Genomic DNA, 24,632 nt, shown 5'->3' with positions numbered 1-24,632 from the left:
AATGTCAGTGTGGGTTGAGTTGAGACCAGTCGATTAACAATTGTTCTAGCATCAGTTGTTGATTCAATTGCGTCGCCAACTGCGCTTTCGCCGTCAGCACACGGTCGTAGAATCGGTAAACTCGCTGTAATTCTAGCCGCTCGGCAACGCCTTGCAAGCTGTTTTTCAGATCGGGATTGGTCAAATGCGCCGAATCGGCCCGATAGGCGCATTTGACGATATCGGCCAGCCAGCCGGCCAGCCAGGCCAAAACCACATTCAACTCGATTTGTTCCTGCTTGTGCCAGCGCTCGGCGACGGCCAGCCAATCGGCCTTGCCCTCGCCAATTTGCAGCCAAGCCTGAAAATATTCTTGCCGTAGCGCCGCAATGCCGGTTTTGGCATATTGCTTGGCCAGTAGCGGCGCCCCGCCGGCCAAATCCAGCAGCAACTCGGCCTGCTCCCGCACTCCCGCACCGTGCAGCCAGCGTAAGGCCGCATCGCGCTCCGGTATTTCGCAGACGATCTTCTGACAGCGACTGCGTATCGTCGCCGGCAGACGGGCCGGCTGCTCGCTGATCAACAACAAACAGGTGCGTTCGCCGGGCTCTTCCAGACATTTCAGAAACGCGTTCGCCGAAGCCGTGTTCAGCGCATCGGCCGGCTGAAACATCGCGACCCGGTATGCATGGTACTGCGGCTTCAACGCCAGTTTGCCGATTAACTGCCTGACTTTATCGATACCGATGGCCTTGCCGGGTTCGTCGGGCTCGACTGCGATGAAGTCCGGATGAGTACCACCGTCGAATAACTTGCAGGCGGCGCAAGCGCCACAAGCGTTACCTTCGTCTTGCGTCGCATGACATAGCAAGGCGCGGGCGTAATATTCGGCCAGATGGCGACGGCCCTGTCCGGCCGGGCCGGAAAACAGCAGGGCTTGCGGAATTCTATTCTGCTGAATATAACTTCGCAGCCGATGCCAGTGTTGCTCCTGCCACGGGTAAAGCGTCAGCTTACCCATAACATTTCCAGCTCGGCCAGCAGACGGGCCTGAACTTGCGGCAACGGCAACGCAGCATCGACGACTCTGTATCGCGCTGGATCGCCGGCGGCACGCTGCAAATAGCTTTGGCGAATACGTTCGAAAAAATCCAGTTGCTCGGTTTCGAAACGGTCCAGTTCGCCGCGGCGTTTGGCCCGCTGCAAACCGGTCTCGACCGGCGCGTCGAGTACGAAGGTCAAGTCCGGGCGCAGTCCGCCCTGAACCATTCGCTCCAACCAGGCAATTGCAGCCGGGTCCATATTGCGCCCGGCGCCTTGGTAGGCGTATGTCGCATCGGTAAAGCGATCGCAAACCACCCATTCTCCGCGTTGCAAGGCCGGCTGGATCACGTGGCGGATGTGCTGGGACCTTGCCGCGAATACCAACAGCAGTTCCGCCTGTTCGCTCAACGCTTCCTCGCTATGGTCCAACAGAATGGCACGAATCTTCTCGGCAATCGGCGTGCCGCCCGGCTCACGGGTAACCAGCAGCGGAATATTGCGCTCGGCCAGACATTGGCGGATGAATTGCAAATTGGTGGATTTGCCGACGCCTTCGCCGCCTTCCAAGGTGATGAATCGGCCCGGCGTCATCGCTGGTAACGGTCCACGTATTTTTCGTGCTCGGCCAGGGTTGCCGAAAAGGCGTGGCGGCCATTGCCACGGGCGACGAAAAACAAAGCATCGCCGTCGTCCGGGTGCAAAGCGGCGGCAATCGACTGTTTGCCGGGCATTGCGATCGGCGTCGGCGGCAGTCCTTCGATCACGTAAGTGTTGTAAGGCGTCGGCTCGCGCAAGTCCTTATGGCGAATATCGCCGTGGTAATCGTCGCCCATGCCGTAAATCACGGTCGGGTCGGTTTGCAACAACATGCCCTTCTTCAAGCGGCGGGCGAATACGCCGGCGATTTGGCGCCGTTCTTCGCCGGCACCGGTTTCTTTCTCGACAATCGACGCCAGAATCAGCGCTTGGTAAGGATCGTCCAGCGGCACGTTTCGATCGCGCTTGCGCCATTCCTCGCGCAGCACGGCCTGCATCCGGTCATGCGCTCGTTTCAGCAAATCCACGTCCGAGGTATTTTTTTCGAAAAAATAGGTGTCGGGGAAAAACAGGCCTTCCGGGTGATTCTTGTCGGAACCGATTTTCGCCATCAAGTCCTTCAGCTCCTTGTCGCTCAAGGTATGCTGTAAATTCGGATTATCCTTGATGGCCTGGAACATCTGTTTGAACGTCCAGCCCTCCGGAAACGTAATCGAATATTGCCGGGTGCGGCCTTCGGTAAGTTGTTGCAATACGTCGGCAGCAGTGGCGCCCTTGGCCAGCACGTATTCGCCGACTTTCAAGGTGCGGTCCAGCTGCTTGCGGTAGGCAAACAGTTTGAACCAAAACCGGTTCACCATCACCCGCTGATTGCGCAAGGTTTTGATCACCGTTTCCAGGGTATCGCCCTTCTTGATTTCGATGACCGTCTCGCCGATCACAATCGGCTTTTTCTCGATGATGTGATAGTGCATGCCGGCCCAGATCGATACCAAGCCCAGAACCATCAGTAAGGTGAAGGCGACTATGCTACGGAACACCCTTGCACCTCCGCCGCTCTGGCCTGATTCAATAAGTCCTGCATTCGCCGGGTCAACGGTCCGGCCGCCAGTACGCGTTGCTCCAAGCGTTTGATCGGCCAAATGCCGATCACCGAATTGGTCACGAACAATTCGTCCGCTGCCAATACGTCGACTGGGTCAAGCGGAATTTCATGCAGCTGGACACCGATATCGCGAGCAAAACCGATCACCAACTCCCGGATGATCCCGGCCACGCCGCAACCGGCCAAGCTCGGCGTATACAACTGGCTGGCCTTGACGGCAAATAGATTGCTCATCACACCCTCAACCACGCGATCTTCGCTATCCAGCATCAAGCCTTCCTGAATCTCGTCGTCGCGCCATTCTGCTCGAGCCAGAACTTGCTCCAATCGATTCAAGTGTTTGATGCCGGCGAGCGCAGTATTGATCGACAAGCGGTGCCAACAGAAACGGACGCGAATGCCGTCGGTTTGGAATGTGTCCGGGTAATCGGGATAAGGATGCAGGCTAAGTAATCGGGTGGGCTGAATCGGTTCAGGTTGGCGATAACCCCGCCCGCCGGAACCGCGGGTGACGATGATTTTGAGTACCGCGCGTTCGGCCGGCTTTGCCAGCTTGGCGGCCTCCGCCGCGAGCATATCGACTGCCGGAGCCGGAATCAGCAGGCGCTGGCAACCGAGAGCCAATCGACGCAGATGCCGATCGAGAAACAGCGGCCTGCCCTCAACAACCTCGATGGTTTCGAACAGGCCGTCACCGTACTGAAAGCCGCGATCGGCAACGTCGACGTAGTGTCCGGGTTCGCCATTCAACAGATACATAGCCGGACACTGTTAGTTCGGGACCGCTTATTCGAAACGCTTGAAAACCAACGAACCGTTGGTGCCGCCGAAGCCGAACGAATTGGAAATGGCCAGATCGATTTTCATGTTTCTGGCCGTGTTGGGCACGTAATCCAGATCGCAATCGGGATCCTGGTTTTCCAGATTAATGGTCGGCGGCGCGATTTGGTGCTTGATCGCCAGTGCCGTCAGTACCGCTTCGATACCGCCGGCAGCGCCCAACAGATGGCCGATCATCGATTTGGTCGAGCTGACAGCCAGTTTGTAGGCTTGATCGCCCAGCGCCTTTTTCATGGCGTGGGTTTCGCCAACGTCGCCGGCCGGCGTCGAAGTGCCGTGGGCGTTGATGTAATCGACCTGTTCCGGGTTGATTTTGGCGTCGCGCATCGCGTTGCGCATACAGCGCGCTGCGCCTTCGCCACCCTCGGACGGCGAGGTGATATGGTAAGCGTCGCCGCTCATACCGTAACCGACCAGTTCCGCATAAATCTTGGCGCCGCGAGCCTTGGCGTGTTCCAGCTCTTCCAGGACGATCACACCGGCACCGTCGCTGAGGACGAAACCGTCGCGGTCGCGGTCCCAGGGCCGGCTGGCGCGTTGCGGATCGTCGTTGCGCCGGGACAAGGCTTTCGCCGAAGCGAAGCCGCCCATCGCGGTCGGCGAGGTAGTGCAACGCTCGGCGCCGCCGGCGACCATCACGTCGGCATCGCCGTATTTGATCAGACGCGCCGCATCGCCGATGTTATGGGTACCGGTTGAGCAAGCCGTAACGATCGCGAAATTCGGCCCTTTCATGCCGTATTTGATCGACAGGTTGCCGGAGATCATGTTGATGATATTGCCGGGGACGAAAAACGGCGAAATCCGGCGCGGTCCGCCCGCCACGTAGGTGGCATAGCATTCCTCGATTCCGGTGATGCCGCCGATGCCGGCGCCGATCGCAATGCCGATGCGCTCGGCGTTTTCTTCGGTAACGACGATGCCGGAGTCCTCAATCGCCTGGCAGCCGGCGGCAATACCGTAATGGACGAAACCGTCCATCCGCTTGGCATCCTTCTCCGGAATGTAGTCGCCGATATTGAAATTTCGAATCACGCCGCCGAAAGTCGTTGCAAACGGTGAAATATCAAAAGAATCGATCGGCCCAATGCCGCTTCTGCCATTGACAATACCGTCCCAGGTATCCGCAACATTGTTGGCTAACGGCGTAACGGCGCCTAAGCCCGTAATTACAACTCGACGTGTGCTCACAGTAAACTACCGGTAAATAAAGAAGACAACCAGAGAAGGGAGATGTATCGGCTAGTGGATGGCGTCATCCACTAGCGTTTGGAAACAACTTGCTGTTATTGCAGATTGGCGTTGATGTAATCGATAGCCAATTGGACGGTGGTGATTTTTTCGGCTTCTTCGTCCGGAATTTCGCATTCGAATTCTTCTTCCAGAGCCATGACGAGTTCAACTGTGTCTAAAGAATCAGCACCAAGATCGTCGACAAAAGACGCATCGTTTGCGATTTCTTCCTTCACGCCTAATTGTTCCGCGACAATCTTTTTTACTCGTTCTTCGATATTACTCATATGTTTTTCCTCGAACAATGCAAATGCCCGACTGCAAGCACTTACCTTATCTTTAGTGTTGTATTAATTGAATTTGCTATCTCGTCACTGGCCTAGCCTAACGACTTCGCGGATTATACTTGATGTTCCAAAAATTTCACAACATTAGGCCGGCCCGCGCCACTATGCCGCCTTACCGCGCAAATTTTTCAAAATTTCTTCCAAAGGCACCAAATTCAGCTTGATCCGGTACAAAATCGCGCCGTCTTCCAACACCCCAAAGCACTCGTAAGTACGCAGCATGATGTTGGTTTGGTTCAGCGTATTGTCTTTCGATTCCGGCAATTGCTTGACCAGAATATGCAGTTTGTCGTTGTTTTTGACTCTGGCCAAGTGTACACGGTCCACCGAAATGTCGTGCGAGGTGTACACCATCGGATTGCGTTTGAAATCATGGTTCTCCAACTGCGCTTTTTCCAGCAAAGCGCCGGAAGTCAGACTGCACGGATAGACTTCCGGATAATGCGCGACATGGGTCAATTCATCGAAATAATCCGATTGCTCGGCCAACGATCCCGACAAAAAGTTTTTGACGTTGCCGTTATTCATCCATTTCCGTTTCAAGAACAAATCCGTGCCCGGCACCACGGTTTTATCGGCGATGCCGTTCAAATCGGGCAAACCGCTCAAATCCACATCCGCCAGAAATAGCGGCGATTTGGTTTCCTTTTTGTAGCCCAGCAGAATGGTCTTACCCAGCGATTTGATCGCCACTCGGTTGGTCAAGGTCAATTCCGGTATGGTGTTGATCAGCGTTTTCTTGATGTCCAGCGTCATTTCCTGGCGCGGACGCAACGCGTTGACGAAGGTAATTTGGTAGTTACTAAACCGCAACTGCTTCTCGGCGATGATCTGATCTTCGTGCTGCACCTCGCGATACAGGCGCATTTGGTGCTCGATTAGCGTGTTCAATTGAAACCCCAACACGATCGGCCCCTTGAACGGGTTATGGGTGATCTGCAACCATTTATGCTTGTCGTGAAACAGATTGAAATCGTCCGAAGCGTTGCGGGCGACTTCGATGTGGATTTGTTCGAAAGTAAACGACTGTGCTTTCATTGCAAGCTGCTGGATGTTTGGGGACAGGCCGTTATTCTAGGCCGATTGCGACGGATCAGAAAGGCTCCGCCGCACCGAACAAGTCCGGCCACTCCGATCCAAACCGTTAATGACCGCTTAATCAAACCGCGCTAACGTCTTCGCCGTAGCATTTCATCGCATCTCTTTCCGGGAAAAACTTATGAAGCCTTTGTTATACATCGTCGCCGCTGCCTGCGTTATGGCAATTCCACCCGCTGCAAATGCCGCCGCTTACAAATGCACCGTGGCGGGCAAAGTCGTCTACCAACAATCGCCGTGTGCCGGAGAAGGCAAAGCGGTCAAAATCGATAACGATACAGAAGAGAAAAAGCTCAATCGCCAAATGGAGTCGCAAGAAGCCGCTCGCCGCCGTCAGGAATTGGACAACATGGCGAAAGGCGTGGACCGCAGGAACGCCCAGGAAATCAATACCCAGATGCAAATCCTGGAAAACCAGCGCCAGAGGCAAGAAGCGTTGGATTTCCACCGCCGTCGCGCGGAAGAATATCGGGCGCTAGAGGAAGAATCGAAAATCCACGGTTCCGAGTATATGGAAGTCTGGGGCCGCAACCACGCGGAAGAACAGGAAAAACGGGCAAACGAACTGCAATGAAGACTGCCGCGGAAACGGTCGGCACAGGCTCTGGCGACCACCGACGCTTCCGTCAAACGATGTCAGCCAGCATCAGTAAATCCAAGGTCTGTCGCCGTACCTGTTCGGTTACGGCGGGATCCAGCGCCGACAGCCAACGCTGCGGAATATTATCGACACCGTATTTGGCGCCGGCCAGCATCCCCGCCAAAGCCCCGGTAGTATCGGCGTCGCCGCCTTGGTTGACGGTGGCGACCAGACAGGATTCGAAACTGTCGCTGTTGAAAAAATGGTGTAGTACGGTCTGCGCGGTATCGACGATATAGCCCGACGCTCGTCCCGGATAAGGGTTGTAGCCGAATTCAGCGTAACGTTCTATCAAGCCTGCGGCGACCTCTCGGCAGGCGGCCTCGTCACGGCCGCCGATCAATAACCCGGCCATCCTCCCCAAGGCCAACGTCGCCGCATCGGATAAGGCATGGTGGTGGGTGATCCGGCTTTGTTGCAAACTCCACTGCTCGAACAGTTCCGGCCGCTGCAAGGTCGCCAACACCACCGGCAGATTGCGCATGCAGGCGCCGTTCCCGGCTTCGTCGTCGCGCGGTTCGCCCGACAGTTCGCCCCGGTCACGAAACCGGAGAATACCGCGCCGGCAGGTATTGCCGACGTCGACCGGCCGGCTTTCCAGCCAGGCCAGAAAATTCTCCGCCACGGCCCGCAAATTCCAGCCTTGGTTGTCGATGATCGCCTGGCCCAAGGCCAAACACATCTGGGTGTCATCGGTCACCTGGCCCGGCGCCAAACCCAACCAACCGCCGCCGACGATGTCACGGTGCACGCCGAAATGTTTTTGAATCCGTTTGGGCGACATGAATTCCACCGTCGCTCCCAAGGCATCGCCGCAGGCAAAGCCCAGGTAAGCCCCCAGCGCCCGCCCTAGAATCTGTTCGTTCATCAACTCAACACCTTAACCCGGTAATCGCCGCCGATCGCCAGATATTCCGCTTCTCCACGCAAGGCATGATGCGGCAGCAGTTCGTTAAAAAACACCAACTTCACCATCGGCACCCGCACTTCGAGGATATTGGCGCCGAATTCGCTGGCGATGCCGGGCCGGTCGGTAAACGAGACGATACTGTTGAAGCGGACGATTTTATCGTGCCGGCCCTCTTCCTTGACGACGTAATCTTCCAACGCGTCCACGCCCCGGTAAAGGGTTTTGTGAGTCGCGGCCGGCACCTGAAACCGCTCGACCACCCACTGGCAAAACTCGTAAACCAGATCCAACTGCATATAGATACAGTTGTTGTGGTAACGGCTGTTCATCTTTTCTTCGATGTAAGTCAGCCAGTCGTTGCTGATGAAATTGCGAATCCGGGTTTTATGAAAGTTGGGAAACAAACCGAAGCGGCTTTCCACCCAGCCCTTCATTACCGCACCCTGGGCATTGTTGGAATCCATCCCCCAATCCTGGATCAAACGCAGGTAACTGTTACGGTAACGGCGCCGGCCCTGAGCATCGTCGCGCAAGCGCTGTTCGGTTTCGAAGCCGAACACCACACACATATAATCCTGAAACACCCTGCCGCAAGCAGCCAAAGTCGCTTGTTGCGCCAATTGGTCGAATAACCCCGGCGCCGACTCCCGGGTACCGGCAATATGCAAAGACTTGGGATGGTCGTTGAACAATTGGCTGGCAATGCAGGCGGTCGCTACGCCGATTAAATTGGTGCTGTGGCCGTAACGGCTGATATCGGGCATGTCTTACAATGGTGCGTTGGTTCGCGGTACCGGCATTCTGACATCGATCCCCGGCGCTTGCCATACCGGCATGGATCACACCTCAATCGCCACGCCGGCAACCAACCCCGGTTTGCGAATTGGCCAACCCGGTAGCACAATGCCCCATCGTTGCACAGCAATCGGGAGTTCGACCATGGCGCATTCTTTGTCATTTCGCCGGCTGATATTGGCCTTACAAGCGGCCCGCCGCCAACACCTCCAGACTCAGCAGCGCCCGGCACCGGCTGCGGGCAGCGAACTTGGCTGGAATCGACGCCGCTTCGTCAAAACCTCGGTCGCGGCCGGTATCGCCGGCCTGCTCGGCCAATGGCTGCCTTTACCGGCCAGCGCCGGCAATAACCGCCCGCGACAAAGCATCGCAATTATTGGCGCCGGCATCGCCGGTTTAAACGCCGCCTATCGCTTGCAACGGGCCGGCATCACCGCAACGGTTCACGAAGCCCGCAACCGCCCCGGCGGCCGTATGCTTTCGACCAGCATCAATAGCGGTTTGACCGTCGATTTAGGCGCGGAATTGATCAATACCGATCACCACGACATGCGCGCCCTGGCCAAAGCCTTCAATATTCCGCTGTTCAACAAACTGAAAGACGCCAATCGCCTGCCCTATCCGAAAGAAACCTACTTCTTCGACGGCGAGGCTTACAGCGAAACGCAGCTCGCGTTGGACCTGGCCGACCTGGCCGGGCAGATCGGCGACGACGCCGGCCTGTTGGACAGCGATTGGGATACTTACGCCCCGGGATTCGACCGGCTGTCGGTCGCCGACTATCTCGACCGCCACGCCGATAAAATACCCCAACCCTATGTCCGCGCCCTGCTGGAAAACGCGATGCGGACCGAATACGGCGTCGAAGCGGCCGAGTCCTCGGCATTACAGCTGTTGTTTCTGTTACCGGTCGTAAACGGTGAAGCGATCGAACTGCTCAGTTACAGCGACGAAGCCTTTGCCGTGCAGGGCGGCTCGGCGTCGATTACGGACGCCCTTGCAGCCACCTTGGCCGGCCAAATCCGGTTCGGCACAGCCCTGCACGGTATCGAGCGGCACAACGGCCGCTACGCGCTGCAGTTTGCCGATCGAAGCCAAGCCGAAGCCGACATCGTCATTATCACGCTGCCGTTCCCGGCCTTGCGCCGCGTCGATTTGCGCGTTTCGTTGCCGGCGCGGTTCCGCCGCTTCATCGCCGAAACCGGCCTGGGCGTTAACGAGAAGCTGATCGCCGGATTCGACCGGCGCTTCTGGCACCAGCCGAACGGCTTTAGCCTGGCGGCCTGGACCGACCTCGGCTTCGCCGAAGTTTGGGACGAATCGCAGCGCCAACCCCAGCGCGCGGACGGCGCCTTGAATTTCTTTTTGGGCGGCGACCAAGCCCGCCAATTCAACCGCACATCCAATTTCAACGCCGTAGCCGACCGCTTCATCGCCGACTTGGATCAATTCGTACCGGGCGCCACCGTTTCCGCCAACGGCGCCAATATTCGCAGCGCCTGGGGTAACAGCCGTTACACCGGCGGCGGCTACGCCAACTTCGCTCCTGGTCAGCTCAGCGAATTTGCCGACTATTTCTGGGTCGAGGCCAATCCTGCTGCGGCGCAACAAGTGGTGTTCGACCGGCTGCTGTTCGTCGGCGAACATCTGAGCGATGCTTATTACGGCTTCATGGAAGGCGGCGCCCAAACCGGCCGGCTGGCGGCGGACTACGTCATAAAACAACTGTAACCGCGCCCGGCCCTGCCGCAGCCGCTTCCTAACCATCACCCATTCGGAGACTTGCTATGGACCCAAAACGTTATCGTGGCTGTACCAACGTTTCCGGCGCTGTTGCAATCGACGCCAACCATTTCGTCGTCGCCGACGATGAAGACAACCTGCTCGGCGTGTTCGACAGCAGCCATGAACAAGTCTTGCCGCCCCGCATCGCGTTGTCTGAATTGTTTGCCGGCGAAATCGAAGACGGCAAAGGCTGCGAAATCGATTTGGAAGGCGCCGCCGCGATCGGCGACGTTTATTTCTGGATCGGCTCGCACAGCACCAACAAAGACGGCGAACGCCGCCCCAGCCGCCACCGGCTGTTCGCACTGCAAATCCAGCGCAACGCCGTCGGCGAATTCAGCGGACAGCGTTATGGGCAAATTTACCGGACCTTGATCGACGACCTGATCCTGGACCGCCGGTTTAAACCCTATCGGTTGGATAAGGCAGTCGGCATCGCGCCGAAAGCCTTGGGCGGCCTCAGTATCGAAGGTTTGGCGGCGACGCCGGAGCAAAGTTTGCTGATCGGTTTCCGCAACCCGCTAGCCGGCGGCACCGAGAAAAACGGCCGACTACAAGACGGCAAGGCCCTGATCGTGCCGCTGCTGAATCCGCTAAACCTTCTGCAAGACCAAGCCGCAAAATTCGGCGACCCGATCGAACTGGACCTAGGCGGCTACGGCATTCGCGACATCGCCTGGCGCCGAGACGACGAATACCTGATCGTCGCCGGGCCTTACCATACCAACGAAGACCGGAGCGAGAAGCATCGGCTGTATCTGTGGCATAGCAACAAACCAACCCATAAGCCCAAGCGTTTGGACGCCGACCTTGGCGAATTGAATGTCGAAGCGGCGTTCTTTTTTCCGGGACAAACGGATCGGGTCGAATTGTTGAGCGACGATGGCGATACGAAGGGGTTCCAGTGTGTTTCGGTGAGACTTTGACGGAATAATACGGTTATCGCTTTCAAATTGATTGATGGTTCAGCCGTTGAAACCTTCCGGTCCCAAGCTGTTGACATGCCCATACAGGAAGGACTCCATACACCTCCAGTAATTCGACTAATGAAAAACTGGATGTATGCCATCCCGAATTGGGGAGATATGTGGAATCGGTAGCCCGAACGACTAGCGGTATTGATGCTCGCATTTAACCTATGATTCCAAACCAACCACCAACCGAGACTCCCCGCTCTGCCTTGACTTGCACCATCGGCCGACTTCAATTCCAAACCGATTCGTAAATCCGATCTATCGGGATGTCCAGTTCGATGGATTGCAGCGGGATTTGGGCGCCGTCGGTGTAAATCGTCATGTCCCAGCCTTCGGCGTTGCGCCGGTAAATGCGTACGTCCATGCAGCTTTGCGCCACCAGCACGTATTCCTGCAGGCTTGCCAGGGTTTGGTACATTCGGCGCTTGTGCTCCCGGTCGTATTTGGCGGTCGAATCGGACAGCACTTCGACGACCAATTTGGGCTGCTCCCGAAAATGGCTGTCCTTAGCGGTTTCGCAAGTCACCATCAAATCGGGATAAAGATATGCATCGGCGGCCTCGACCTTTAGCTTCAGATCTGACATGAACACCCGGCAAGACGTGCCGCGCAAGTGCTCTCGAAACAAAATGTACAGATTGCCGGCGATCAGGTTATGGCTGTCGCTGCCGCCCGTCATCGCAAAGATTTCACCGGCCACGTATTCGTGCCTGGCCGGGCTGGACATTTCCATTGCCAGATACTCTTGGGCTGTCATGCGCAGCGGTTTTGCAAGCGGGACCGACATAAAAACTCCTCATCCGATTTAACAGGCCGACTGGAGACAGCTTCAATCGCCCAACCCGATTTTATATTTGCCTGGGATTGTACAACCTTTACCTTTACCAACCACTACTCGTCCACCTGCACTTGTTTCGGCATATCCCGATTAATCAAGAAATACACCAGCGGAATCACCACCAAAGAAAACAAGGTGGAAGCGATGATGCCGAAGATAAAACTCCAAGCCAGGCCGGAGAAGATCGGGTCCAATACGATCATCATCGAACCCAGTACTGCCGAGGCGGCGGTCAGAAAGATCGGGTTCAAACGGGTGGCGCCGGCTTCGACGATGGCGTCGGCTAGCGAAATCTCCGGGTTGCCACGATAGATGTTTTCGATGAAGTCGATCAGGATGATCGAGTTGCGCACGACGATGCCGGCCAGCGCGATCATGCCGATCATCGCCGTGGCCGTGAAATAGATCGGGCTGGCGTATTCGCCGACGTCGCCGGCGAACAGATTGATCAGCCAGAAGCCGGGCATGATGCCGATTACGGTCAGCGGAATCGCGATCATCATGATCAGCGGCACTCCGAGCGAACCGGTCTGGCCGACCAGCAGGATGTAGATCATCACCATCGCCGCGGCAAAGGCCAGACCGAGGTCGCGGAACACATCGACGGTAATTTTCCATTCGCCCTCGCCGGCCATTTCGGCTTTATAACCGGCGGGCAGCGGTTTGGCCTCGAACACGTCGAACAAATCCAGAATCGCCTCGACCGGACTGCGGCCGGCCATCTCCGCGGTGACGTAAGCCACGCGTTGCAGATTCTTATGGTAAATCGCCTTTTGCCCGGCCTGGCGGTCGAACCGGCCCAACTCGCTCAGATGCACCAATACCCCGTTAGCAGTTTTGACCGACAAGGCCAGTAGATCGGCTTCGGCCGAACGCGCGGCGCGTGGCAATTGCAGCCGGATTGCCAGCGGCTGCCGCTCGTTCTCAATGTGTAGTAACCCGACATCGGCGCCGGCCAGCGCCAACTGCAAGGTTTGGGCGATTTGCGCGGTGGTCACGCCCAACGCGGCCGCCTTGTCGTGTTCGACCAGAAACTGCCATTTGTCGTAATCGGCTTCGACGAAATCGTCGACGTCGACCACACCCCCGGTTTGCTGCATGTCCGCCCGCACCCGGTTGGCGACATTGATGATATCGGCATAATCGGCTTGCGGCGGACCGTAGACTTCGGCGACGACGGTGGACAGCACCGGCGGCCCCGGCGGCATTTCCACGATCTTGATGTTGGCGCCGAATTGCTTTTCGATGCGGTCGACCTCGGGCCGCATCCGCAGCGCGATTTCATGCGAGCCTTGCTCGCGGCGGGTTTTATCGGCCAGGACGATGCGGATGTCGCCGACATTGGCGCCCTGCCGCAAATAATAATGGCGGACCATGCCGTTGAAATCCATCGGCGACGACAAACCGACATAGCTTTGGTAGCTGCTGATTTCGTTGACCGTCGCCAGATAGCGGCCCAGCTCCGCGGCGACACGGTCGGTGGCCTCCAGCGACGAACCCTTGGGCATGTCGATGACCAGTTGCAACTCGTTTTTGTTGTCGAACGGCAACAGCTTGAGCGGCACCACCCGGGTCACCGCCATCAAGGCCGACAACACGAAGGCCACGATCACCGCCGCCAAAAACCACCAAGCTTTGGCTTTGTCCGCCAGCAGCGGTGCCAGGATCGCTTGGTAAATCCTGAATCCCCGGCTCTGCTTCAAATCGAATGCCGGGCCGTGGTCTTTGCCGTAATCGCCCTTCAATAACCGATAACTGGCCCAGGGCGTAACGCTGAAGGCAATCACCAGCGACAGCAGCATCGCGATCGGCACGTTAAACGCCATCGGCGCCATGTACGGTCCCATCATGCCAGTGATGAAAAACATCGGCACGAAGGACATGATCACCGCAAACGTCGCCAATATGGTCGGCGGCCTGATCTCGTCGACCGCGCTGAGCAAGGCTTGCAACGGCGGTTCTTTGCGCAGCTTGTAATGACGGTGAATGTTTTCGACGTCGACGATAGGATCATCCACCAACAAACCCAACGATAAGATCAAGGCAAACAAGGTGACCCGGTTGATCGTGTATCCGAAGATCAGATCGCACAGCAGCGTAATCGCAAAGGTCATCGGCACCGCCAGCGATACGATCAGCGATTCCTTAAAACCGAGCGACAAGGCCAGCAACACGATGATGGTCAAAATGGCGATGCCTAGGTGCATGACCAGTTCGTTAACCTTATGGTCGGCGGTTTCGCCGTAGTTGCGGGTCACGGTCAGTAACACGTCGTCCGGAATCAAGGAGCCTTTCAGTTCTTCGGTCTGCGCCAGCACCTGTTCGGCCACGCTGACGGCGTTGGCGCCGCGGCGTTTGGCGATGGCGATGGTCGCCAACGGCCGTTCCTCGCCGGCCTGCGGCAAGCGACCGGGCTCGCCGAGCGTGTGCATCTGCGCCACGGCCGGGCCGAAGCCGATGCGGGTGTAGAAATCAGTGTCGGCCGGTCCGTCGATCACTTCAGCCACGTCGCGCAAATGCAGCAAGCGGCCGTTGCCGCCGGCCACCACGGTATTGCCGACCTGCTCCGCGCTTTGGTAGTAGGGTCCGGCTTCCAAGACGATTTCGCGGTCGTTGGCGGTGGTTTGGCCAACCTGCAGATTCAGGTTGTTCTGCTGCAACGCGCGTTGCACATCGGCCAGGCCGATACCGCCGGCCTGCAATTTGGTCGGATCGGGATAAACCGAAATCCGCCGCGGCGCAGCGCCAACCACCCAGCTTTTGCCGACGTTATCTACTGCCCGCAACCGCTCAATCAATTCGTCGGCGATACGGCGCAAGCCCATTTCATCGAGGTTGGCATTTTGCGGCGACAGGCTCAGTAATAAAATGGGTACGTCGTCGATTTCCACCGGCTTGACCAGCCAGTCGCTGACGCCGGGCGGAATGATGTCCTGATTGGCCAGCAATTTATCCCGGGTCTTGATCAGACTGTTTTCCAGATTCTCGCCGACGTAATAGCGTACCGTGACCACCGCCTGACCGGGCCGCGATACCGAATAGACGTATTCCACACCCTGGATCTGGCGCAGCAACACTTCCAGCGGCGTCGTGATCTGCTTTTCGACTTCGTCGGCCGAAGCGCCGGGCGCCTGCACGAACACGTCCATCACCGGCACCACGATTTGCGGGTCTTCCTCGCGCGGCGTCAACATCAGCGCCGCGGCGCCGGCCAACAACGAGATCAGCAAAAACAGCAACGACAGGTGCGAAGTGGTGAACAACCGGACGATGGCAACCGTCAGGCTGTCTTTTTTGGTTTCGTTGGAATTCATTGCCCGAGCTCGCCTTGCAACAGAATGGTTTCGCCGTCCCGCAGACCGGACAGCACTTCCAATTGATCGCCGTAACGTTTGCCGCTACGGATATGCCGCATCTGCCATTGTCCGCCTTCGACCACGCGCACCGCCTGCAACTGGCCGTATCGGACGATGGCGCTGGCCGGCACCAGCATCACGGTTTGCTGCCCCTGGCAATTGGTTTCCAGCCAGGCGAACTGGCCATGTTGCAGGCCGGGCGTTTTCGGCAAATTGACTTTGACTGGTTGGGTCAGGGTTTGCGGATCGATCTCCGGGCCGATTTCGTCTAACTTGCCCGACAGCGTCTGCCGCAAGGCGTCGATTCTGACCGACACCGTCGCGCCCAGTTCAAGCTGGGCAGCGCATTGACTGGCTATCGCCGCTTCCAGCCGCAAATCGTCGGGTTGGTGAAAACTGAGCAAAGGCTGGTTCGGCGCGGCCATGTCGCCGGGCTCCTGGAAGCGTTCACCGACCACACCGTCGAAAGGCGCATACAAAATATTCTCGCCGAGCATGACCTTGCTCTGCTGGGCGGCGCTTGCAGCCTGATTTGCCATGGCCCGCGCGGTCTTGGCCTGGGCTATTACCGCATCGTAGTTCTGCCGGGTGGCAGCCTGTTTTTGGTACAGATCGACGATACGCTTCTCGTCGGCGCCGGCCTGCGCCGCCTGGGCTTGGGCCGCGACGTAGGCGGCATTGGCGGCATTGTAGGCGGCCTGCAAGTCGCGGTCGTCCAACTTGGCGAGCAATTGGCCCTTTTTCAAGCGGTCGCCGGGATGGGCCGGCATTTCCAGGATTCTGGCATTCAGCTTCGGCGCAATTTTTATCGCCAGCCGGGAACGCACGGTACCCTGCCACACCGAAGTGCCGGCGGCCGCCTGTCTGGTCACGCGCACAGTCGGCGCATCGGCGGGAACGCTGCGGGCCGCTACCGCGGTAGCACCGGGCTCAATCTTGCTTGCGCCACCCAAAACACCAAGCGCCAGCAGAATGACCAATAACAAGCCGCCGATCGCCGCCACCGGCATCAGCCACTTCGGTTTGTCGGAAAGAGAAAGATGTTGGGCCATGTGGGTATGCCTGCGAGGGTTTATTGCCAAAAGCCGAGGGCTTGTTTCAGGTCCGCTTCGGCGCGCAAGGCATCGTAGCGGGCGCCGATTTGCCGGTTGCGCGCGCGATCTCGGGCGACTTCAGCTTCCAGGTAGCGGGTGACGGTGACAACGCCGGCCCGGCGTTGCTCGTTGACCAAACGCAACGCTTCCTCGGCGGCGCGCACCGCGACATCGCTGACCACAGCCCGGTTCAAAGCCTGCTGCAAGCCGAGCTGGGCCGACTTGAGCTGGTTTTCGATACGCAACCGGGTCTGCCTGACGGTTTCTTGCGCTGCGGTCAGCTCGTGCTCGGCCTTGCGGACTTTTTCCTGGGTAGCGAATCCGGAAAACACGTCCACTTCGACCATGACACCGGCGCTGACGTTGTCGCGGTTGCTGCTGAACGCCAAGTCCTTGCTGTCCGAACCGTAACTGACATAGGCATCGGCGCGCGGCAAATGCGCCGCTTTGGCGGCCGCCAATTGCTGTTCGGCGATAGCGGCGCGTTTCTCGGCGTTTTTCAACTCGGGGTGTTGCGCCAGCGCTTGGTTCAGCAACTCGTCGAAACCGGCAGGGCTGCCCGGCAGGTCGGGTTTCACATTGCCGGCGAAATCGAATGCCTCGTTGGCGTTCAAGCCCAACAGGGTCTTTAACAGACTCTGCGCCAGTTCGATGGCATGCGCCGACTGGATTTCGGCGTCTCTAGCCTCGGCAAGTTGCGTTTCCAACGACAGCACATCGGATTTCAGCACCACGCCGGCGTCGTATTGAATCTTGGATTGATTCAATTCGCTCTGCACCGCTTCAATTGCGCGGTTATTGACTTGGTGCGCTTCGATCGCCGCCAAACCGCCGTAATACGCCGCGGTGACGTTGTTCACCAACCGGTTGCGGGTGGCGGCCCTTTCCAGTTCGGAACTTTCCACGCCAAGTTGTGCGGCCTGGCTCAAATAGTAATCCTGGCCGCCGCGGAACAGCGAATAAGTCGCCGTGACTTGCGGCCGGTAATTGTCGACACCGCCCGGATGATTAAAATCGCCGCCGTTCAGATTCAAACGCCGCTGGGCAATAATCATCGAGAATGCCATCGCTGGATTATCGCTGTGCTGGTAGGACAGGCTGGTTTTGATTTGCGGATAAAAATTGGCAAGCGCCTGCCCCAACTGGGCGTCGGCTTGCTCGATCCGCTCCTGCATGATGTGCAGTTCCGGATTGTTGGCCAACGCCTGCTCCACGGCTTGCTCCAGCGTGTAAGTACCGGCAGCCCAGGCAACCGGTCCGATTAGACTTAGCGTGACCGCAAGCGGTAAAACGGCATGTTTCACAATCATTCGCATAGCACTGCCAAATGTTAGTAATTAAGTATTTCCTAATATTATAGGCCAAATCTTTTCTCTGCTGGCTTTTTTATTCGTGCAAATCCGATATTGCCGCTATTCCAGTTAAGATAGTCTCTAAGCCTTAGAAATGAATGCTTGAAATGTTTGGTCATCATGGTAACTTTAGGCACTCACCCAATAACCTTCCATAATAATAATTAGCTTGAGAGGATACAGCGCATGAGCCTTGACGAAAACACCAACGAAACCGCAAATCAAGCCGAGGAGCCGAATCAGGCCGCCGCCGCGCCTGCTGCTGCTCCTGCCGCCGCTGCCGGAAATGCCTTGGCCGGTTTTTTAGCTTTGAAGGAATCCAATCCTAAAGTATTTTACGGCGCGATCGGCGGCGCCGCAGTGGTTCTGCTTGCCCTAGTATTTAGCGGCGGCTCCGACCCGAAACTGCCGGTCCATCAACAAAAACCGCTGGTCTCAGGCCAAAATTATGTGCTGAAAAGCCCCAACACCTACGATCCAAACGCAACTGTCAGATTGGTTTCGGTTCCGGGTTCGTTGGCTGCCTACGACGATACCGAGGAAAACGATCGCGATGGCGCCTGCAAACATATGCCAATGAACACACCGGTCAAATTGACCCAAATCCAAAACGATCCGTCCGACAAAAACCTGGTGTGGGCCGAAGTCGAAATATCCGCCAGCGGAGAATGCCAAGGCCGGCGCGCTTGGACGTCTTCAATCAACCTGCAATAAGTGTTGACACAAAAAATTTAGCTTTTATAATAGGCAGGATAGTTAGCCAAGCGGGAATAGCTCAGTTGGTAGAGCACGACCTTGCCAAGGTCGGGGTCGCGAGTTCGAGTCTCGTTTCCCGCTCCAAATTCGATAAGCCGCGGCAAAACGCGGCTTTTTTGTTTGACCGATTAAGGCTGCGTAGCAAAGTGGTTATGCAGCGGCCTGCAAAGCCGTATACACCGGTTCGATTCCGGTCGCAGCCTCCATATAAACATGCGGGAATAGCTCAGTTGGTAGAGCACGACCTTGCCAAGGTCGGGGTCGCGAGTTCGAGTCTCGTTTCCCGCTCCAAATTCATAAAAAGCCGCGAATATCGCGGCTTTTTTTGTGCCCGTCAGAAGCCCGCTCACGCTCCATCTTGGGAGCCGACCGGGAGAAAGTGGCTCAAGTAAACCAACCTCCTCCGGTCCACCCCCGAGAGTGCTACTTGCTCAGCGGGCGACAGGCATCGCCATCAGACCAACACCCGCTCGACGCCGCCCTGAGTCACCCGTTCGACATATTCCGGCATCCAGTTGTCGCCCAGCACGTGCTTGGCGATTTCGACAACGATGTAATCGACTTCCAAGGTTTCCACCTCATCTTGAAAACGCTGCAAGCCCTGCATGCAGGATGGGCACGAGGTCAACATTTTTACCGGCCCGGCATAACCGTCGCCGCGTAATTTGCTGGCATCCTTTTGCAGTTCTTCGGCCTTGCGGAACCGAATCTGCGTCGAGATGTCCGGCCGCGCCACCGCCAGCGTGCCGGACTCGCCGCAGCAGCGCTCGGACTTGCTGACCGGCGCGCCCAACAACTGGTTTACCACTTTGACTCCGTCTTGCTGCTTGAACGGACTGTGGCAAGGATCGTGGTACAGATAGCGCGCGCCATTCACGCCATCCAATTTCACGCCTTTTTCCAACAGATATTCGTGAATATCGATCAATCGGCAACCGGGGAAAATCTTGTCGAATTCGTAATCCTGCAATTGATCCTGGCAGGTACCGCAACTGACCACGACAGTCTTGATATCCAGATAATTCAGGGTGTTCGCCACTCGGTGAAACAACACCCGGTTATCGGTGGTTATCTTCTGCGCCTTGTCGAATTGGCCGCCCGCCCGTTGCGGATAACCGCAACACAAATAACCCGGCGGCAATACCGTTTGCACCCCTATTTCGTACAGCATCGCCTGCGTCGCCAGCCCGACTTGGGAAAACAAACGCTCGGAACCGCAACCTGGGAAATAAAACACGGCCTCGGAGTCGGCTTTGGTTTTCTCGTGGTTGCGGATGATCGGCACAATTTGGTTGTCCTCGATATCCAACAAAGCCCGCGCCGTTTTGTTCGGCAATTCGCCCGGCATTTTCCGGTTCATGAAATGAATCACCTGCTCCCGCACCGGCGGCTTGCCGACCGTGGCCGGCGGCTGCGCGATCTGCGCCCTGCCCCAATGCTGCAAAAAGCTATTGCCGATACGCTGCGCTTTGTAGGTCCAATCGATCATCGCCTTGCGCATGGCTTTGACGTTGCCCGGCTTGGACGCGGTCAAAAAGGCCAGCGCCATGGTCTTGGCCGGATTGAAACTTTGCTTGCCCATTTTGCGCAGCAGATTGCGCATATTCATCGATACGTCGCCGAAGTCGATGTCAACCGGACACGGATTGAAACACTTATGGCAGACGGTACAATGATCGGCCACGTCTTCGAATTCCTTCCAGTGGGTGATCGAAATGCCGCGCCGGGTCTGCTCCTCGTACAAGAAGGCCTCGATCAACAACGAAGTGGCCAGAATCTTGTTCCGCGGCGAATACAGCAAATTCGCCGGCGGCACATGAGTCGCGCAGACCGGTTTGCATTTGCCGCAGCGCAGGCAGTCCTTGACCGACTCCGAAATCGCACCGATATCGCTCTGCTGCATGATCAGCGACTCATAGCCCATCAGGCTGAACGAGGTGGTATAAGCCGAGCGCAAATCGGCACCCGGCATCAATTTACCGCGATTGAAGCGCCCTTCCGGATCGATCCGGTTTTTATAAGCATGAAAATCGGCCAGTTCGGCCTCGGTCAGGAACTCGTATTTGGTGATGCCGATGCCGTGCTCGCCGGAAATCGCCCCGCCCAACGCCCGCGCCAGCTCCATAATCCGCGCCACCGCCGCATTGGCTTCCTGCAACATTTCGTAATGGTCGGAATTGACCGGCAAATTGGTGTGCACGTTGCCGTCGCCGGCATGCATATGCAAGGCCACGAACACGCGGCCGCGCAGGATTTCCTTATGCAGGGCTTCGATGCGCTCGACGATAGGCCGAAAATTGTCGCCCTCGAAAATCTCGCGCAAGCGCGGCAGCAGTTCCTGCTTCCATGACACCCTGATGGAGTAATCCTGCAAGCGGTGGAACAAAGTCGGCTCTGCGGCGCGATTGCTTAACTCGCCAGCCTGAATCCCGTATTTGCCGAACTCGGCTTCCGCCTGGAGCAACGGCAAATCCAAATTGTCGTATAGCCAAGTCCAGCGCTGACGCACCAAGGCTAGCGCTTCCAGCGCCTGAGCCCGGCGTTCGCCGAGCAATTCCCGCCAGTCTACGCCCTCTTCGTAAGCGCGCATCGGCAAATCGCCGGCCAAAAATTCGTTCAATGCCGCGCACAAGCGCAGCTTATTGTGCAGCGACAATTCGATGTTGATCCGCTCGATGCCATCGCAATAATCGCCCATCCGCGGCAACGGAATCACCACGTCTTCGTTGATTTTAAAGGCGTTGGTATGTTTGGCGATCGCCGCGGTCCGGGCCCGGTCCAGCCAGAATTTTTTGCGGGTCTCGGCCGACACGGCGATAAAGCCCTCCGCGCCGCGGACATTGCACAGACGCACCACTTCCGAAGCGGCCAGAGCCACCTGGTTCTCGTCGTCGCCGACGATATCGCCGATCAATACCATCTTCGGCCGGCCGTGGCGTTTGGCTTTAGTGGCGTAGCCCACCGCTTTGACGTAACGCTCGTCCAGATGCTCCAGACCGGCCAGCATGACCCGTTGCGCGCCGTCTTTCGGCAGGCTTTCCAGATAGTCGCGAATCTCGACGATCGCCGGCACCGCTTCCCGCACCTGACCGAAAAACTCCAGGCAAAAGGTTCGGGTCACCGGTGGCATTTCATGCAGAATCCAGCGGGCCGAGGTGATGATGCCGTCGCAGCCTTCTTTCTGCACGCCGGGCAAACCGCCCAGAAACTTGTCGGTAACGTCTTTGCCCAACCCGGTTTTGCGGAAAAAACTGCCGGAGATTTCCAGGCTCTCTTCGCCTAGCAATTGCTTGCCGCTGGCGTCGAACCGCTTCAACAGAAATGCAGCGGTTTCCTGCTCGTGAATCTTGCCCAGATTGTGGTTCAACCGCTCGATTTCCAGCCAATTGCCGTCCGGCGTCACCATGCGCCAGGAAGCCAGATTGTCCAGCGCGGTACCCCACAGCACGGCTTTCTTGCCACCGGCGTTCATCGCGATATTGCCGCCGATGCAGGAAGCATCGGCCGAGGTCGGATCGCAGGCGAACACCAAACCGGCCTGCTCGGCAGCATCCATCACCCGCCGGGTGACGACGCCGGCGCCGGTATGGATCGTGGCGTAGGATTTATCGACGCCGGGCAATAAAGTCTGGCGCTCCACCTGGCCCATCGCCAGCAGTTTTTCGGTGTTGATTACCGCGGAATAGGCGTTCAGCGGCACCGCACCGCCGGTATAACCGGTACCGCCGCCGCGCGGAATGATGGTCAAACCCAGCTCGATACAGCCGCGTACCAGATGGCCGACCTCGTCTTCGGAACAGGGATACAACACAACGAACGGATACTCCACCCGCCAGTCGGTGGCGTCGGTGACATGGCTGACCCGGGCGAAGCCGTCGAAACTGATATTGTCTTTACGGGTGTATCGCGACAACAGAGTCATCACGCTGCGCCGCAGTTGGGCGGTGCGTTCGAAGTGGGCATCGAATTGGTCTACCGCCTGATGCGCGGCGCGGATTAATTTGGCGACGCGCTCGGCCCGGTCGGGATTTTGGTTCTCGGCTTCGGCGTGTCTGGCTTGCATTTGCTGTAAACGATGACGCAGGGCTTGCAACAAAGCCCGCCGACGTTTGGCATTGTCGAGCAGATCGTCTTCCAAATAGGGGTTGCGCCGCACCGCCCAGATATCGCCCAAGACTTCGTAAAGCATCCGGGCGGAACGGCCGGTGATCCGCTCCTCGCGCAAGGAATCCAAAATCGACCACATCTCTTCCCCCAGCAGGCGAATCACAATTTCGCGGTCGGAAAACGAGGTGTAGTTGTAGGGAATTTCCCGCACTCGAGCGGGAGCGGATTCAATCGAAGCGGGGAATAATGGAGAGGCCACAGGATTCGGCGAACATGAAGTCATAGTCCGTCGGATTTTAACACGGGCCGAAACCGAGCCGGCCGAAAAATCGCCGCGCAAACCGCGAGATATCTGGGGTTTATCCGGCCGCCGACACTCTATAACACGGCCTAACCACCGCCAACGGACAACCGGGGCGCCGTCCAGAGACGCCCGACCGTCCCACTGGCCAAGAGCTTAAAACTCTAAACGACCGCCCAGCATCAAGCGGTTGCTTTCGACATGGCGGTAACTTTGCAATGTCTCGTAAGCCAGGAACGCAGACACACCGCCGGGCAGCACCGTCGACACTTCGGCGCCGAAGGTGTAATAGTCCCGGGTAGGTGCGTCATTGACCAAACTAAAAGTGGAGCCGGAGCCGTCCGCAATGAAGCTGCCGGACACACTACGCCGGCCGTCAAGAAACTGGTGATGCCACTCGCCGCGCAATTGCGGAATCAAAACACCCCATGGAAAGCTGAAGGTATAAGCAGTTTGCACACCGACGGTAGAAATCAACGATTCGATATTCTGCTTACCGAATCGAACCGCGGCCACACTGCCGGATTCGGCGTAGCCGTCGATGTTCAGAGCCGTGTATTCGCCGCGCGCATAAGGCGAAACGCTCAAAGCCTGGTGGTGCCAGTCGTATCCGCCGCCCCAACTGAACGAATATTGGTCGGCGTTGGGCTTGGCCTTGGCCACCGAAGACACACCATTCAACGTGATATTACGGGTGGTTTCGAATTCATGGCCGCCGTAAGAAGCCGTGGCATCCAAATGCAAGGCCTCGGTCACGAAGTAAGAGGTATAGAGCATACCGGTGTAACTATCGCCCAGGGTTTCGCCGCGGCCGGCGTTGAATGCGGCATTACTATGGCGGTAGTTGAAGACGGCGCCGCTGACCCAACTGTCGCTGATCCGGTAATCGACGCCAGCCATGAAATTATGGTTGTCGTACTTGAAACCACCATTGTTCAGCGCGGTATTGTCGTGGGCACCGAAGCCGCTATCGACCTTGGTCCAAAAATTCAACGGCGGAAAATCGGCGTCGCCGCTGCCTCCGCCCAATCTCGAGGTTTGATTGTTACTGTAATAGTCGTAAGGCACCGGATTACGGCCGCCGTCCAGTCGGGTAATCGAGTTGCCCATACCCAGGACTTGGTCCGGAGTCAGGCTTTGGATGTCGGAAAATCCCGCCTGACACACGGTTGGGGTGGGATCGTTCGAATCCGAATAAAAAGACGAACAATTGGACAAGGCCGTATCGACCGACTGTTGATTCGGATTCAGATTCTGCGAAAAACTCGGCACGGCACTGGTGGATGCCGACGATAATGTCATCACGGCCAAACTTATCGCCCTACAAAGCTGCAAGTGGACCGGTGGCCGGACCGAAGTCTCGGCGTCGACCGAGCGCACCGGCTTTAAATTGGGGTAATACATGATTCTCTCCTCAAAGATGTGTTTTTAATATCTTACACGCCGGCTCACATTCCGCAAAATCGAAAAAGCTTAATTATTCTGCAAAATCATATAAATAGCCCAACCTATAAAACCGGATTGTCAACATAATCCGGTCG

The 24,632-nt window shown here is 57.2% G+C and carries 19 protein-coding genes and 3 tRNA genes; 7 read left to right on the top strand and 15 right to left on the bottom strand.

The annotated features are described in order from the left end of the window. Positions 1–4: 4 nt before the first annotated feature. The 7 genes from AC0IM9_RS11835 to AC0IM9_RS11805 all read right to left on the bottom strand — a co-directional run bounded on the left by AC0IM9_RS11835 (position 5) and on the right by AC0IM9_RS11805 (position 6,123). Positions 5–1,000 (bottom strand): DNA polymerase III subunit delta', encoded by a 996-nt coding sequence (locus AC0IM9_RS11835; RefSeq protein WP_482804123.1) that lies wholly within the window; start codon positions 998–1,000, stop codon positions 5–7. Then, positions 988–1,614: a dTMP kinase gene (gene tmk, locus AC0IM9_RS11830; protein ID WP_482804122.1), complete on the bottom strand. Its 627-nt coding sequence runs from the start codon at positions 1,612–1,614 to the stop codon at positions 988–990. The genes AC0IM9_RS11835 and tmk overlap by 13 nt, the downstream gene beginning before the upstream one ends. Beyond that, the gene (gene mltG / locus AC0IM9_RS11825) at positions 1,611–2,600 is read right to left on the bottom strand and encodes an endolytic transglycosylase MltG (RefSeq protein ID WP_445372819.1); all 990 of its coding nucleotides are present in this window, start codon (positions 2,598–2,600) and stop codon (positions 1,611–1,613) included. The genes tmk and mltG overlap by 4 nt, the downstream gene beginning before the upstream one ends. Then, entirely contained in the window at positions 2,585–3,424 is an 840-nt protein-coding gene (gene pabC / locus AC0IM9_RS11820; protein ID WP_482804121.1) for an aminodeoxychorismate lyase, read from the bottom strand. The genes mltG and pabC overlap by 16 nt, the downstream gene beginning before the upstream one ends. 27 nt (positions 3,425–3,451) lie before the next feature. Next, positions 3,452–4,696, bottom strand: a complete 1,245-nt coding sequence (fabF, locus tag AC0IM9_RS11815) for a beta-ketoacyl-ACP synthase II (protein ID WP_482804120.1) — start codon at positions 4,694–4,696, stop codon at positions 3,452–3,454. Positions 4,697–4,791: 95 nt separating this feature from the next. Further along, entirely contained in the window at positions 4,792–5,025 is a 234-nt protein-coding gene (acpP, locus tag AC0IM9_RS11810; protein ID WP_013820083.1) for an acyl carrier protein, read from the bottom strand. 162 nt (positions 5,026–5,187) lie between these two features. Continuing rightward, complete coding sequence (locus AC0IM9_RS11805) at positions 5,188–6,123, bottom strand: hypothetical protein (RefSeq protein WP_140912801.1); 936 nt, start codon at positions 6,121–6,123, stop codon at positions 5,188–5,190. Between the two features lie 181 nt (positions 6,124–6,304). Between AC0IM9_RS11805 and AC0IM9_RS11800 the strand changes: the two genes are divergently transcribed. Next, positions 6,305–6,757, top strand: coding sequence for a DUF4124 domain-containing protein (locus AC0IM9_RS11800; protein WP_482804119.1), 453 nt, complete (start codon positions 6,305–6,307; stop codon positions 6,755–6,757). A 52-nt stretch (positions 6,758–6,809) separates the two neighbouring features. On the opposite strand, the gene draG is transcribed toward AC0IM9_RS11800, so the two are convergent. Then, the gene (gene draG / locus AC0IM9_RS11795) at positions 6,810–7,691 is read right to left on the bottom strand and encodes an ADP-ribosyl-[dinitrogen reductase] hydrolase (RefSeq protein WP_482804118.1); all 882 of its coding nucleotides are present in this window, start codon (positions 7,689–7,691) and stop codon (positions 6,810–6,812) included. After that, the gene (locus AC0IM9_RS11790) at positions 7,691–8,497 is read right to left on the bottom strand and encodes an NAD(+)--dinitrogen-reductase ADP-D-ribosyltransferase (protein WP_140912804.1); all 807 of its coding nucleotides are present in this window, start codon (positions 8,495–8,497) and stop codon (positions 7,691–7,693) included. The genes draG and AC0IM9_RS11790 overlap by 1 nt, the downstream gene beginning before the upstream one ends. Before the next feature lie 175 nt (positions 8,498–8,672). Between AC0IM9_RS11790 and AC0IM9_RS11785 the strand changes: the two genes are divergently transcribed. Both AC0IM9_RS11785 and AC0IM9_RS11780 read left to right on the top strand, forming a co-directional pair. Next, positions 8,673–10,259 (top strand): flavin monoamine oxidase family protein, encoded by a 1,587-nt coding sequence (locus AC0IM9_RS11785; protein ID WP_482804117.1) that lies wholly within the window; start codon positions 8,673–8,675, stop codon positions 10,257–10,259. 56 nt (positions 10,260–10,315) lie between these two features. Beyond that, positions 10,316–11,239, top strand: coding sequence for a DUF3616 domain-containing protein (locus tag AC0IM9_RS11780; RefSeq protein ID WP_482804116.1), 924 nt, complete (start codon positions 10,316–10,318; stop codon positions 11,237–11,239). A 277-nt stretch (positions 11,240–11,516) separates the two neighbouring features. Here AC0IM9_RS11780 and AC0IM9_RS11775 read toward each other — a convergent pair whose 3' ends face one another. The 4 genes from AC0IM9_RS11775 to AC0IM9_RS11760 all read right to left on the bottom strand — a co-directional run bounded on the left by AC0IM9_RS11775 (position 11,517) and on the right by AC0IM9_RS11760 (position 17,885). Continuing rightward, positions 11,517–12,074, bottom strand: coding sequence for a Uma2 family endonuclease (locus tag AC0IM9_RS11775; RefSeq protein ID WP_482804115.1), 558 nt, complete (start codon positions 12,072–12,074; stop codon positions 11,517–11,519). 104 nt (positions 12,075–12,178) lie between these two features. Beyond that, positions 12,179–15,439, bottom strand: a complete 3,261-nt coding sequence (locus AC0IM9_RS11770) for an efflux RND transporter permease subunit (RefSeq protein ID WP_482804114.1) — start codon at positions 15,437–15,439, stop codon at positions 12,179–12,181. Then, positions 15,436–16,533, bottom strand: a complete 1,098-nt coding sequence (locus tag AC0IM9_RS11765; protein ID WP_482804113.1) for an efflux RND transporter periplasmic adaptor subunit — start codon at positions 16,531–16,533, stop codon at positions 15,436–15,438. The genes AC0IM9_RS11770 and AC0IM9_RS11765 overlap by 4 nt, the downstream gene beginning before the upstream one ends. Positions 16,534–16,553: 20 nt before the next feature. Beyond that, the gene (locus AC0IM9_RS11760) at positions 16,554–17,885 is read right to left on the bottom strand and encodes a TolC family protein (RefSeq protein ID WP_482804112.1); all 1,332 of its coding nucleotides are present in this window, start codon (positions 17,883–17,885) and stop codon (positions 16,554–16,556) included. A 228-nt stretch (positions 17,886–18,113) separates the two neighbouring features. Between AC0IM9_RS11760 and AC0IM9_RS11755 the strand changes: the two genes are divergently transcribed. The 4 genes from AC0IM9_RS11755 to AC0IM9_RS11740 all read left to right on the top strand — a co-directional run bounded on the left by AC0IM9_RS11755 (position 18,114) and on the right by AC0IM9_RS11740 (position 18,974). Beyond that, positions 18,114–18,641: a hypothetical protein gene (locus tag AC0IM9_RS11755; protein ID WP_278212728.1), complete on the top strand. Its 528-nt coding sequence runs from the start codon at positions 18,114–18,116 to the stop codon at positions 18,639–18,641. A 50-nt stretch (positions 18,642–18,691) separates the two neighbouring features. Continuing rightward, positions 18,692–18,767, top strand: a tRNA-Gly gene (locus tag AC0IM9_RS11750). Positions 18,768–18,815: 48 nt separating this feature from the next. Further along, a tRNA-Cys gene (locus tag AC0IM9_RS11745) sits at positions 18,816–18,889 on the top strand. A gap of 9 nt (positions 18,890–18,898) precedes the next feature. Beyond that, positions 18,899–18,974: transfer RNA gene (locus AC0IM9_RS11740), tRNA-Gly, on the top strand. A 163-nt stretch (positions 18,975–19,137) separates the two neighbouring features. On the opposite strand, the gene AC0IM9_RS11735 is transcribed toward AC0IM9_RS11740, so the two are convergent. After that, a complete protein-coding gene (locus AC0IM9_RS11735) occupies positions 19,138–23,049 on the bottom strand; it encodes a DUF3683 domain-containing protein (RefSeq protein ID WP_482804111.1) in 3,912 nt (1,303 codons plus the stop codon). 198 nt (positions 23,050–23,247) lie between these two features. Beyond that, entirely contained in the window at positions 23,248–24,495 is a 1,248-nt protein-coding gene (locus tag AC0IM9_RS11730) for an autotransporter outer membrane beta-barrel domain-containing protein (RefSeq protein WP_482804110.1), read from the bottom strand. Positions 24,496–24,632: the final 137 nt, after the last annotated feature.

It is taken from the genome of Methylomonas sp. Uni0011 (assembly GCF_056850255.1).
This window is presented reverse-complemented; position numbering and strand designations above follow the sequence as displayed.